The sequence below is a fragment of the Staphylococcus croceilyticus genome (assembly GCF_002902575.1).
GTDB lineage: Bacteria > Bacillota > Bacilli > Staphylococcales > Staphylococcaceae > Staphylococcus > Staphylococcus croceilyticus.
Genome location: NZ_PPRD01000005.1, coordinates 1 through 13,013 on the forward strand (window position 1 = coordinate 1; position 13,013 = coordinate 13,013).

Genomic DNA, 13,013 nt, shown 5'->3' on the forward strand with positions numbered 1-13,013 from the left:
CTAAAAAAGTCTGATTTCCTCTTTGTCGCTTAATCTAATTATAATTAAATAATTTTTTTATTTATCAACCGATGTTTGCGTAGAACCCAAATAAAAAAGGCCCCGAATGGACCCATTATTTAAATATAATATTTTAATTTAAGCCTTACAATGATATTTTGATGTTCATTCTTTTTCTAAAGTAATTGAATATATGTGATGAACAATAAAATCTTCGTTTTCTTTTAATTCTACCTCAAATTCTTTAATTCCAATATCTTCAACTTCTTCACCTGATAAAAAGTCTGATTTATCGTTGAAATTATAAGTTAAAATTTTTACAATTCCACCATATTCACGTGAATAGGTTAAATGAACTTTATATTTACCTGGTTCAACATCTTTACCAACTATCCACATGCCAGTTGATAGCTTATATAATTTTTTATTTTCGATTTGTTTAAATGTGGTTAAGTTTGTATTATCTAAACTTATTTTATCTCCCTTAAATAAATAAGTAGTTACAGAAGGTACTATAGGTTTGTTTTTAGTCCCATAATTAGTTCCAAATTGTTCATTAAGTGATCTATCATCTGTTTTTGCTTTAATAGCTATATATCCTTTATTATCTCTTGACCTAATTTCATAGTGTCCTGGTTCAATATCTTTACCAACTTCATAATACCCGTCTTTCAATGAAACAGTTTTTAAATTATTTGGCTCTATATTATAAAAAGTCATCATTAAGATAAAACATATGAGACCAGCGATAAAAGTTATAATTGAAACTATTAAAAATGATTTATATTTTTTCTGTTTTATACCTTCAATAAAAGTTATAGTTATGAAAGTAATAAATAAAATAGATATGATTAACCATAAAAAAGTAAATAAATTTGTTAACATAGTTGTCACTTCCTGGATGTAAAATTTAAACTCATTACAAGTAAATCATTAAGCGTAAAGATTAAATAGAAAATGATATTGATAAATAAATTTCAATATATTATATCAAAAAATAAATAGTATAAATATATTATAATTCTAATGCACAAGTTTAGTAAGTAAAAATTCCACCAATCAAATATTGAAAAAATAAAAGTCTTCAATTTATATTGTTTATAGACGGAGAATGTACTAATATAAAGCTAATGTTTGGAAACGGAGGCTACTATGAATAAACAACGTTTGACGATGAAATATTTTTTTAGCAATATTTTGAATGCGGTTGGAGCAGGGGTAGTTATAGCTTTATTACCTAATGCTCTGTTAGGGGAATTTTTAAAGTTTTTTAAAGATGGTCATCCTACATTAGAAGTGATATTTCAAATTGTGACTGTGATACAGTCATTTATGGCATTTATTATTGGTATCTTAGCTGCACACCAATTTCGTTTCAGTGGGGCTGGCGCAAGTATGGTTGGTGTGTCTGCAATGTTAGGTTCTGGTGCAATACAATTTAGTGCGAATGGCATTGCGTTAAAAGGTATTGGCGATATTATTAATACGATTATTGTTGTAATCATTGCATGTGCATTTTATTTACTTTTACAAGGTAAATTAGGTTCATTAGAAATGATTATATTACCTGTATTAATTCCAGTAGTAAGTGGTTTAATAGGGTTATTAACCTTACCTTATGTACAAACTATTACTAAAGCGCTTGGTCATATGATTAATTCATTTACTGAATTAAATCCATTATTAATGTCGATATTAATTAGTGTTACGTACTCTTTATTAATGGTTACGCCTATATCTTTAGTTGCTATCGCGACTGCAATTGGACTTTCAGGTTTAGGCAGTGGAGCAGCAAATATGGGTATTGTAGCAGCTTGTGTGACATTCTTCTTTGGATCACTACGTGTTAATTCACTTGGTGTAAATGTTGTACTGTTTATTGGTGCTGCTAAAATGATGATTCCTGTTTATTTTAAACATCTCATCATTGCTATTCCTTTAGCTTTAAATGGTATTATTGCAGGTATTCTTGCATATGTAATTGGTATCAAAGGAACGCCATTGTCAGCAGGATTTGGCTACACTGGGCTAGTAGGACCAATAAATGCGTTAAATCGTATGCCTGGTAACGTTACAATGAATATTATTCTACTAACCTTTGGATATCTCATTATTCCTTTTGTAAGTGCATTTATTATACATGAAATATGCAAAAAACTTATACCATCTTATACAGATAGTATTTATCGTTTTGAAATTCCTAAACAATAACTATATTAATAAAGCATTTATCTCAATTTTACGAGGTAAATGCTTTATTTTTAAAAAAAGTAATTGCATAATAATTCGGTTATATGTATAATAATTTACATTAAAAAGGAGGTTGCCTATGAAATATCTATCGAAATTAATGATCATAGCAATCTTAATTAGTATGACCTTTATATACATAGAACCAATGGCTCACGCTGATGAAGATGCGAAGTGGGAAAAAATTAAGCAAAGTGGAGAATTAAAAGTGGGTTTATCAGCTGATTATGCGCCACTAGAATTCGAAAAAACAGTTAATGGAAAAAGTGTTTATGCAGGTATTGATATTGAGTTAGCTAAAAAAATAGCTGATGATAATCATCTAAAATTAAAAATTGTGAATATGCAATTTGATAGTTTATTAGGTGCTTTAAAAACTGGAAAAATAGACATCATTATTTCTGGTATGACACCAACGCCTGAAAGAAAAAAAGAAGTAGACTTCTCTGACTCTTATATGGAATCCAGTAATGTTATATTAATTAGAAAAAATGATAAAGATACATACAATTCATTAAAAGATTTTGCTAATAAAAAAGTAGCAGCTCAAAAAGGTACTGAACAAGAAAAGATAGCACAACAAGAAATAGAGAATGTTGATTTAAGTCTGTTAAATCGTTTGCCGGATGCTATTTTAGCTTTAAAAAGTAAAAAAGTTGAAGGTTTAGTTGTTGAAAAACCAGTAGCTGAAGCCTATGCCAAACAAAATGAAGATTTAGTAATTGATAATGCTGATTTTAATGAAGCTAAAAAAGAAACAGTGATTGCAGTTCCTAAAAATTCACCGCTTTTATTAGCACATATCAATAAAACCATTAAAGAAGTTAAAGATAAAAATTTGATTGATCAATATATGGATAAAGCAGCAAAAGCAATGCAAGATGATGGGAATTTCTTCAGTAAATATGGTGCGTTCTTTATTAAAGGGATAAAAAATACAATTTTCATTTCATTGATTGGAGTTGTCTTTGGGGCCATTATTGGTGCTTTAATAGCTTTAGCTAAATTAAGTAAATTTAAATTATTATCATGGATAGCTTCTGTATACATTGAATTTCTTAGAGGTACGCCAATGCTTGTTCAAGTCTTCTTAGTATTCTTTGGTACTACAGCTGCGTTAGGGTTAGATGTTTCAGCATTAATATGTGGAACCATCGCGTTAGTTATTAATTCATCAGCCTATATTGCTGAAATTTTCAGAGCTGGTATAAATGCTGTAGATAAAGGACAAACTGAAGCAGCACAATGTTTAGGATTGAGCTATTCTAAAACGATGTTCCATATTGTTTTACCTCAAGCAGTAAAGAATATTTTACCAGCGTTAGGTAATGAGTTTGTAACGTTAATTAAAGAATCTTCAATTGTTTCAACTATTGGTGTAAGTGAAATTATGTTTAACGCCCAAGTTATTCAAGGTATTTCATTCGATCCATTTACACCATTAATTATCGCAGCAATTATGTATTTTGTTTTAACTTTCTCTTTATCAAGAATAATGAGTTTAATTGAAGGGAGAATGAAAGCCAGTGATTAAAGTTCAAAATTTAAATAAATCTTTTGGAAAAAATGAAGTATTAAAAGACATTAATTTAGAAATAAATAAAGGTGAAGTAGTCGCTATTATAGGGCCTTCAGGAAGCGGTAAAAGTACTTTATTAAGATGTATGAATTTACTAGAAACACCAACTAACGGGAAGGTGATTTTTGAAGGAAATGAATTAACGCAAAAAAGTACGAAATTAGATACCTTACGTCAGAAAATGGGCATGGTTTTTCAAAATTTCAATTTGTTTCCACATAAAACGGTATTGGAGAATGTGATACTTGCGCCTAAGTTACTTAAAAAGAATGATATGGAAAATTTGAAAAAAGAAGGGAAAGCGCTACTTAAAAAAGTTGGTTTAGAAGAAAAAGCGGACGTATATCCTGCGCAATTATCTGGAGGACAAAAGCAAAGGGTAGCAATAGCAAGAGCATTAGCAATGCACCCGGACGTAATATTATTTGATGAACCAACTTCAGCACTTGATCCAGAAGTCGTTTACGAAGTGCTTAAAGTAATGAAAGAACTTGCTAAAGAAGGAATGACGATGGTAGTTGTGACACATGAGATGGGCTTTGCTAAAGATGTAAGTGACAAAGTTATATTTATGGCAGACGGCTATGTTGTAGAAAGTGATACGCCTCAAAACATCTTTAATAACCCTAAACATGAAAGAACTCAGAACTTCCTCGCTAGAGTGTTATAAATTGGCAGAACTTTTTAAAAATAATTAAAAAATAGAGTGGGAACAAATAAATCTCAATGATTTCTGTTCCACTCTTTTTTTATTGAGATAAATCATGCATCTTTGAATATCCCTTTGTGTTACAATGTCCTATGGATATTTTTTATAGGAGGAAGATTTAGTGGATTATAAGCAGCTAAAAAGAGATATTATTGACTATGCTTATACTATTGGAATTGATAGCATTGGTTTTACAACTGCAGATCCATTTGATGAACTAAAACAAAAATTAGAGGATTATCATTCAAAAGGCTATGCTTCTGGCTTTGAAGAATCTGACATCGCTTTACGTACGGAACCTAAATTGAGTTTGCCAACTGCGCGCTCAATTATAGCTATTGCGGTCGGTTACCCTAATAAGTTAAAAGGTGCTCCCAAAAGCGTAAGAGGAGACAGAAGAGGAATGTTTGCGCGTGCTTCATGGGGTCAAGATTATCATACAATTATGAGAAAACGTTTAGATAAATTAGCTGAGTTTATAACATCAAAAGTGCCAGATGTAGAGATTAAAAGTATGGTGGACACGGGCGTGCTTTCAGATAGAGCAGTAGCGGAGCGTGCTGGATTAGGCTTTGCTGGCCGTAACGGGTTTATTATTAATCCTGATTTAGGTACATGGACCTATTTAGGAGAAATGTTAGTAAGTATTCCATTTGAACCTGATGATCCAGTATTAGATAGTTGTGGTGATTGCACGATTTGTGTGGACCGCTGTCCGACAGGGGCATTAGTAGGCAATGGACAATTAAACGCGCAAAAATGTATTAGCTTTCTTACACAAACTAAGGGATATTTACAAGATGAATATCGCTATAAAATTGGTAATCGTTTGTATGGCTGCGATACTTGCCAACAAGTTTGTCCGAAAAATAGAGGTATCAATACTACGCACGACGATATTGTTTTAGAACCAGAAATATTAAAACCGCGTTTAGTGCCTTTATTACAAATGAGTAATAAGGAATTTAAAAATACTTATGGGCACCTAGCAGGCGCTTGGAGAGGGAAAAAACCTATCCAAAGAAATGCTATAATAGCTTTGGCTCACTTTGGTGAAGAAACTGCTATACCAGAATTAAAAGAAGTTGCTATGAATGATCCAAGACCTATGATCAGAGGGACCGCTTATTGGGCAATTGGACAAATTCTTGGTGAAGCGGCTCGTGAATTTATACAAGAACATTACGATGATGAACTAGAAGAGGTTCAAGTTGAAATGTTAAAAGGACTAGAAATGAGGAAACAATAAATGACAAATCATATCGTATTATTTCAACCTGAAATACCTGCAAATACAGGAAATATAGCACGTACTTGTGCCGGTACAAATACAAATCTACATCTAATTAAACCTTTAGGATTTAGTACAGATGATAAAATGTTAAAACGCGCTGGATTAGATTATTGGGAACATGTAAATATAACATATCACGAAAGCATTGAAGACTTCTTTGAAGCGACTGAAGGAGAATATTACCTTTTAACAAAATTTGGTAAACAAACCTATAGTGATTTTAATTTTAATAAACCTGACACAGATTTATTTTTTGTTTTCGGAAGAGAAACGACAGGCTTACCTGATTGGGTTAAAGAAAAATATGCAGATACAGCCTTAAGAATTCCAATGAGTGAAAATATTCGTTCATTAAACTTATCCAATACTGCAGCTTTATTAATTTATGAAGCGTTACGCCAACAGAACTTCCCAGGCTTATCATAATTAAAAATTAAAACGATAAACTCATTCTTAATTAAATGCATTTATACAATAAAAAATGTTATATTTATTAGTGAATTATTATAACATTTTAAATTAGTTTGATTCACTTGTCATAAGGGTATTTCATTATATAATACTGTTATTTTAAGACAAATGAGATTCAAGAGGAGTGTAATAACAATGGCAATGAACTTTAAAGTATTTAATGATGTTGACCAAGTAGCACAATTCACAGCGGACATCATTAGAAAACAATTTAACAACAATCCTACAACTATTGCAGGCCTACATTTAGATAGAGAAACTGCACCAGTATTAGATGAATTAAAAAAAGATGTAGATCGTAATCCAGTAGATTTTAGTCAAATCAACATTTTGGATTATGATGAAAATCGTTCTTATTATGAAGCGTTAGGCGTGCCATCTAGTCAAATTTATCCTATTGATTTAGATGATGATGCAGCGTCTCTTATCGACGACAAAATTAAAACTAAAGAAAATAAAGGCAAGCTAATTTTACAAGTTACTTCTATTGATGAAAAGGGTAGCTTAAATGTAAATATAAGACAAGGCTTAATGAAAGCACGTGAAGTAGTATTAGTTATCACTGGCGGACATAAACGCGAGTTTGTCAAAAAATTATATGAAGAAAATGGTAAATCAAACTTCGAACCAGCAGACTTAAAAGTACACCGTATGGTAACAGTAGTATTAGATAGAGCTGCTGCAGAAGGTTTACCTGAAGACGTTAAAGAATACTTTACTGCTCATTTTGCATAAATTCATAAGTGAGGTTTAAATGATGTCTGATAAAAAAGAAACAGAATTAAATTATCATGAAGAAGAGAATGCAATGGTTCAAGACTTAGATGATTTAAAAGAATTAGGCAAAGAAATGGAGCAAATTTCTGAGAAAAATGATGAAGAAAAACTTAATCAATCACATGATACAGATGTTCGCTCTGATATAGATTAATCGTAAGTTAAAAAGTGGCATATCTCTAAAGGTACATTATAAATAAAGTAAAGTAACTTGAAGCGGGTCAAAGAAATCATTTTAATTTAAAGTGATTTCTGGCTCGCTTTTTTAATTTGCACAGAAGCTACACATTATCTATGATAAAATATAAATTAATAAACAGATGAGGAGCAATATCGATGTTGCATAAATATTGGCTACACATTACGATTGCAACGATTATCGTGAGTCTATTATCAATAAAAGGATTTCCTATAGCTTTAGGAGCATTATATATGCCTATTTTATTTAAAATTGTACAATTACAATTAAATTTATCTGAAGGGTTAATTGATGATGTTACTGCAAAACCTTTTATTAAAAGTAATCAGACAGGCGTAATCATAAGTGTAATATGTTGTATACTTGTGACTGCAATTTTAATGTATACATTAAATGATTTTTATCAAGCCTTAACAGGCTTTTTAGGCGTATTAATTACATTAAGCCCAGTTACATTAGTACTAAGCGTTATCTTATATGTTTTAAGCGCTATAGCCGTAGTACAAGCTGTAAAAACTAAATTTGAATAACTTAATAAAATCTAAGTGAGCGGAACGATGAAATTATTTTAATTTTTGATCCGCTCTCTTTTCATTATGAAACCGTTTTAGTTGTTCATTGCTCATTGAATTTATTTAATGCTATACTTAAGTCAAATAAGCATATAAGGGGAGATCATCAGATGTCAGTAAGAATTGAACATGATACTTTTGGAGAAATTGAAGTACCAGCAGATAAATATTGGGGCGCACAAACTGAGAGAAGTAAACGTAACTTCCCAGTAGGTAAAGAGCGCATGCCAATTGAAGTGGTATACGGTTTTGCTCAATTGAAAAGGGGTGCAGCGCTAGCTAACCATGAGCTTGGTAAATTAAGCGACATTAAAAAAGATGCTATCGTTCACGCATGTGATTTAATCTTAAAAGGTGAATTAGATGAGCATTTCCCATTAGTCGTATGGCAAACAGGAAGCGGCACACAAAGTAACATGAATGTAAACGAAGTAGTAAGTTATGTAGCTAATGAATATTTAAAAGAACACGGTAGTGATGAGACAATACATCCTAATGATGATGTGAATAAATCTCAAAGCTCTAATGATACATTCCCAACAGCAATGCACGTTGCGTTATATCATGAAGTAGAAACTAAATTAGAACCTGCTTTAAAACATTTACGCGATACTTTTAAAGAAAAAGAAGATAAATTCCAATCTATTATTAAAATTGGACGTACGCATTTACAAGATGCGACACCAATTAGACTAGGCCAAGAAATCAGTGGTTGGCGCTATATGTTAGATAAATGTGAAGAATTATTATCAGAATCTAAAAAACATATTCTAAGCTTAGCAATCGGTGGTACAGCGGTAGGTACAGGAATTAACGCGCATCCTGAATTTGGTGATAAAGTAGCGAAATTTATCTCTGAGAATACTGGATATGACTTTGTATCATCTGAGAATAAATTCCACGCTTTAACATCTCATGATGAAGTGGTTCAATTACATGGTACATTAAAAGCTTTAGCGGCTGACTTAATGAAGATTGCTAATGATGTGAGATGGTTAGCTTCAGGACCTAGAGCAGGACTTGCTGAAATCTCTATCCCTGAAAATGAACCAGGTTCATCAATCATGCCTGGTAAAGTAAACCCAACACAATGTGAAATGTTAACAATGGTAGCAGTACAAGTAATGGGTAACGATAGTGTAGTTGGCTTTGCTAGCTCACAAGGTAACTTTGAACTAAATGTATTCAAACCAGTTATTCTGCATAATACGTTACAATCAATTTACTTATTAGCTGACGGTATGCAAACGTTTAATGATAATTGCGCAGTAGGTATCGAACCAATTGAAGAAAATATTGATAATTACTTAAATCAATCATTAATGCTTGTTACTGCTTTAAACCCACACATCGGTTATGAAAAAGCAGCTCAAATTGCTAAAAAAGCACATAAAGAAGGATTAACATTAAAAGAATCAGCAATTGATTCTGGATATGTAACTGAAGAACAATTTGAAGAATGGATTAAACCTGAAGATATGGTAGATCCACACTAATTCAATACAAATAAAGGAGTGCCGTTCAAGACAACGGTACTCCCTTTTTATATTTATTCTATTTATCGTCTAAATTAACAGAAATGAGTTCTTGAGTGAGTGGATGTTTAAACTCTATTTGATAACTGTTAAGTTCTAATTGTCTTAATGTTGAATCTCCATATAGTGGATCTCCGATAACAGGATGACCAATCTCAGCTAGATGAACACGAATTTGGTGAGTACGACCAGTATCCAGTTTAATATCTAATTGACATACGCCTTCTTTAATCATCTCAGAAGATAGGATATGCGTGATAGCGCGTTGACCTGTATTTGATATACGACGCTTATTTGGATGGAATTTATCTTTACCAATCGGCATATCAATCGTTTGAGGCTTAAGCGGCAGTAACGCCTTTACATTCGCCTTATAAATTCGCGTTATTTCATTATCTTCCAACATACGGTCAAGAATCTTCTTCATTAATGGATTTTTAGCTACAATGAGTAAACCAACTGTCTCTTGGTCTAATCGATGAATAGGTTCAACATAGTCACTATCAATTGTATAAATCACATGATTCATCAACGTATTACTCTCTTTTAAATCATTTGGATGTGTTTTAACCCCTTTAGGCTTCATTACAATCGCTAAATCATCATCCTCATAACTAATTTGCGCATATCGATAACTTGGTACGTAATTACTTTTCTCTTCAGGCGTAGGGATATAAACACGGTCCCCAGTAGACACTTTAGACATTAATTTAGCGGGCGCGTCATTAATTGTAATTTCTTTAGACATATTAAGTTGATGTAAGTCTTTTTTTGGTAATTTCAACGTTTGAAAGATTTCTCTTAAAGTGAAATCGTTATAAGTTTCAGGTATTTTAAATTTCATAGAATCCTCCTATTAAGTACGCATTTATCATATCATATCTTCGTTACATTGAGCGTTGCGAATGATAGCTCTCTTATTGAAATTCTTGCTAACTATTTATTTTTTGAAAATGCATCCCCAACAAGTAGCGTTTATTTTAATAATTTTAAATAATATATACAAACTGTATAATGATATAATGCTAATATGAATTTAATTGGAGCGAATAAGATGGAAAAGCCAACTCGTTTAGCGTTATTAAAAGAAATAGCGGAATATCTGAATGAAGAAACAGAGCTCTATAGTATGATGAATGGTGCGTTGAAATATTTAATTCAAGGCAGTAATTTTACTACAGGATGGATCTTCTTTATCAATGATGAAGGAGAACATGAGTTAGTAGCAGACGTTTATCTTCCAGGCGCTTTACAAGCTAATAACTGTCAATATATGACGGAAGGCTCATGTTGGTGTGTGAAAGCATACCATAACCAAAGATTGACGAAAGCATCAAACATTATAAATTGTTCAAGAATTAACATAGCTGCTCAAGCATATCGAGAAGCTACAGATGATATTACGCATCACGCAACGGTGCCACTACGTTCAGGCGACGAACAATACGGCTTATTAAATGTGGCGACACCTCATACGTCAGAGTATAGTGAGGAAGATTTGGAATTGCTTGAATCAGTCGCATTACAAATAGGGTCAGCGATTAAGCGTATTTATCTCACCGATCAAGAGAAGGAAGCAGCTCGAATCAATGAACGTAATCGCTTAGCTAGAGATTTGCATGATTCTGTGAATCAAATGCTCTTTTCTTTAAAATTAACTGCTCATGCTGCGCACGATATTACGTCGGATGACATAGCAAAGCGAGCACTTAAAACTATTGAAGAAACGAGCCAAAATGCTGTGAATGAAATGCGGTCGTTAATATGGCAATTGAAACCAGTAGGACTCGAACATGGTTTAGTACATGCCTTAAGAAATTATGCACACGTATTAAGTTTAAATTTGGAAATAGAAATTGATGGGCTAATTGATTTATCTAATATAATAGAAGAGCATGTTTATAGAATGATACAAGAAGCAATGAATAATACGAAAAAACATGCGCATACAGACACTATTTATGTAACTATAAAACAACAGCGTGATACGTTATATGTGGAAATTAAAGATAAAGGTATTGGCTTTGATACTAAAGCGCAGAGTAGTTATCAATCACAAGGTATAAAGAACTTAAATCAAAGAATACATATGTTAAAAGGGCAATTACATATTCAGTCAGAAATGAATAAAGGTACAAAATTAAAATTTAATATTCCGTTATCGAAGTAGGGAAAGGGGTTTAACATTTGGCAAAGGTAATTTTAATCGATGATCATCATATTGTAAGACAAGGTTTAGAATTTTTACTGTCTACAGTGGAAGACTTGGAAGTTCAAGCAAGTTTTGCGGATGGTCAAAGTTTCATAGATTATTTAAAAGAGAATGCTTTACCAGATATTATTTTACTAGATTTGGTTATGCCAGGAATGAATGGTATTGAAGTAACAGAATTCGTTAAAAAACATTATCCAGAAATAAAAATACTCGTGTTAACAAGTTACGTAGATGATGAACATGTCATGTCAGCGCTTAGCAAGGGTGCAGATGGTTATGAAATGAAAGACGTCGAGCCACAGAAATTAATTAATACTATTTTACAAGTATTGAATGATGAAAAGGTTATTCATCCTGAAGCTAAAAATGTTATGGCTTCTATGTCTCAAAAACCACATTTTAATAATAAGTTGTCCAAGAGAGAAATTGAAGTTTTACGCGAAATGGTCAAAGGTAAAACGAATAAAGAAATTGCATCTACATTATTTGTTTCTGAAAAAACAATTAAAACGCATGTTAGCCATATCTTTAATAAACTAGAGGTAACAGATCGTACGCAAGCAGCTATTTATGCAATTGAAAATAAACTAATCTAGTATGAAAAGTTAAAAAATTTATTCAAAATAAGTTATTTATGGTATTGAAAATTAGTATGACAAAACAATTTGTTTTAAAAAATAAATGACTTATTAAACTAGTTTAATTATTTTGACAATTTTGCCTTTAATAAAATTGTATGTAAAAACAAAAATTCCTCTTTTCATTTTATTGAAAATATATTAAGATGTAATTTGTGTTTCAAGAAATGTGTATTATTGCAATTTCTTGCGTCCGGAGAATATAACCCCTATTAGAAAGGTAGAGAATAAAATATGGATAGACAGAGTTTTACAGATTTAATTCAAACAAAATTTAAAATGGTAAGAATTGAAGCGGGCTATACGCAAGATACTATGGCTCAAACAATTGGCCTTTCAAAGAAAACATTAGTTCAAATTGAGAAAGAACGTGTATTACCTAACTGGACAACTTGCGTATCAATTTGTGCATTATTCAGAGATTCTGACGTGTTAAACAATACATTTGGTTGTGACCCACTTGAAATTGTACAAACAATCTCACGTAACCACTGTGCATACCCAAACCATTCTACAACAAGTGATATTTATTGGAATACAATTGAAACACGTAACGGTTTTATCTTACAAAGCAATAAAGTAAGCAATATCTACAGAGTACTTAACTCTGAGAAACAACCAATTTTCGGTACAGCGAAATTAAGAGAAGCTGAAACTTACTTTAACAGAAATGCTAAAGAAGAATTAATGCACGTCTAATAAGACATAAGAGATTAAATAAAGTGATAGTAGAATCTATTAATGATTTAATCACTATTAAATAATATATTTAAA

General features: G+C 31.7%; 14 protein-coding genes. 12 read left to right on the forward strand and 2 right to left on the reverse strand.

What is annotated here, in order from left to right; translation table 11 throughout:
* Positions 1 to 165: 165 nt before the first annotated feature.
* Entirely contained in the window at positions 166 to 885 is a 720-nt protein-coding gene (locus CD128_RS00655) for a hypothetical protein (protein ID WP_103328180.1), read from the reverse strand.
* A 267-nt stretch (positions 886 to 1,152) separates the two neighbouring features.
* Here CD128_RS00655 and CD128_RS00660 point away from each other — a divergent pair, with 267 nt between their 5' ends.
* The 9 genes from CD128_RS00660 (at position 1,153) to fumC (ending at position 9,347) form a co-directional block, all read left to right on the forward strand.
* On the forward strand, positions 1,153 to 2,211 hold the full coding sequence (locus tag CD128_RS00660) for a PTS transporter subunit IIC (RefSeq protein ID WP_103328181.1): 1,059 nt from the start codon (positions 1,153 to 1,155) through the stop codon (positions 2,209 to 2,211).
* 118 nt (positions 2,212 to 2,329) lie between these two features.
* Entirely contained in the window at positions 2,330 to 3,784 is a 1,455-nt protein-coding gene (locus CD128_RS00665) for an ABC transporter substrate-binding protein/permease (RefSeq protein ID WP_103328182.1), read from the forward strand.
* On the forward strand, positions 3,777 to 4,499 hold the full coding sequence (locus CD128_RS00670; protein ID WP_103328183.1) for an amino acid ABC transporter ATP-binding protein: 723 nt from the start codon (positions 3,777 to 3,779) through the stop codon (positions 4,497 to 4,499). Before CD128_RS00665 ends, CD128_RS00670 begins: the two co-directional genes overlap by 8 nt.
* 160 nt (positions 4,500 to 4,659) lie before the next feature.
* Complete coding sequence (gene queG / locus CD128_RS00675) at positions 4,660 to 5,787, forward strand: tRNA epoxyqueuosine(34) reductase QueG (RefSeq protein WP_103328184.1); 1,128 nt, start codon at positions 4,660 to 4,662, stop codon at positions 5,785 to 5,787.
* The gene (trmL, locus tag CD128_RS00680; protein ID WP_103328185.1) at positions 5,788 to 6,258 is read left to right on the forward strand and encodes a tRNA (uridine(34)/cytosine(34)/5-carboxymethylaminomethyluridine(34)-2'-O)-methyltransferase TrmL; all 471 of its coding nucleotides are present in this window, start codon (positions 5,788 to 5,790) and stop codon (positions 6,256 to 6,258) included.
* A gap of 180 nt (positions 6,259 to 6,438) precedes the next feature.
* Positions 6,439 to 7,038 carry a 6-phosphogluconolactonase gene (locus CD128_RS00685; RefSeq protein ID WP_103328186.1) on the forward strand — a complete coding sequence of 200 codons (600 nt, stop codon included), beginning with the start codon at positions 6,439 to 6,441 and terminating at the stop codon, positions 7,036 to 7,038.
* Between the two features lie 19 nt (positions 7,039 to 7,057).
* On the forward strand, positions 7,058 to 7,234 hold the full coding sequence (locus CD128_RS00690; protein WP_167797488.1) for an SAS053 family DNA gyrase inhibitor: 177 nt from the start codon (positions 7,058 to 7,060) through the stop codon (positions 7,232 to 7,234).
* A gap of 182 nt (positions 7,235 to 7,416) precedes the next feature.
* A complete protein-coding gene (locus CD128_RS00695) occupies positions 7,417 to 7,809 on the forward strand; it encodes a hypothetical protein (protein WP_103328188.1) in 393 nt (130 codons plus the stop codon).
* A gap of 152 nt (positions 7,810 to 7,961) precedes the next feature.
* Positions 7,962 to 9,347 (forward strand): class II fumarate hydratase, encoded by a 1,386-nt coding sequence (fumC, locus tag CD128_RS00700; protein WP_103328189.1) that lies wholly within the window; start codon positions 7,962 to 7,964, stop codon positions 9,345 to 9,347.
* Positions 9,348 to 9,405: 58 nt separating this feature from the next.
* Here fumC and CD128_RS00705 read toward each other — a convergent pair whose 3' ends face one another.
* Complete coding sequence (locus CD128_RS00705) at positions 9,406 to 10,230, reverse strand: RluA family pseudouridine synthase (RefSeq protein WP_103328190.1); 825 nt, start codon at positions 10,228 to 10,230, stop codon at positions 9,406 to 9,408.
* A gap of 210 nt (positions 10,231 to 10,440) precedes the next feature.
* Here CD128_RS00705 and CD128_RS00710 point away from each other — a divergent pair, with 210 nt between their 5' ends.
* The 3 genes from CD128_RS00710 (at position 10,441) to xdrA (ending at position 12,938) form a co-directional block, all read left to right on the forward strand.
* Positions 10,441 to 11,556, forward strand: a complete 1,116-nt coding sequence (locus CD128_RS00710) for a GAF domain-containing sensor histidine kinase (protein ID WP_103328191.1) — start codon at positions 10,441 to 10,443, stop codon at positions 11,554 to 11,556.
* 17 nt (positions 11,557 to 11,573) lie between these two features.
* Complete coding sequence (locus CD128_RS00715; RefSeq protein WP_103328192.1) at positions 11,574 to 12,197, forward strand: response regulator; 624 nt, start codon at positions 11,574 to 11,576, stop codon at positions 12,195 to 12,197.
* Positions 12,198 to 12,473: 276 nt separating this feature from the next.
* Positions 12,474 to 12,938, forward strand: coding sequence for an XRE family transcriptional regulator XdrA (gene xdrA / locus CD128_RS00720; RefSeq protein WP_103298845.1), 465 nt, complete (start codon positions 12,474 to 12,476; stop codon positions 12,936 to 12,938).
* The last annotated feature ends 75 nt before the right edge of the window (positions 12,939 to 13,013 follow it).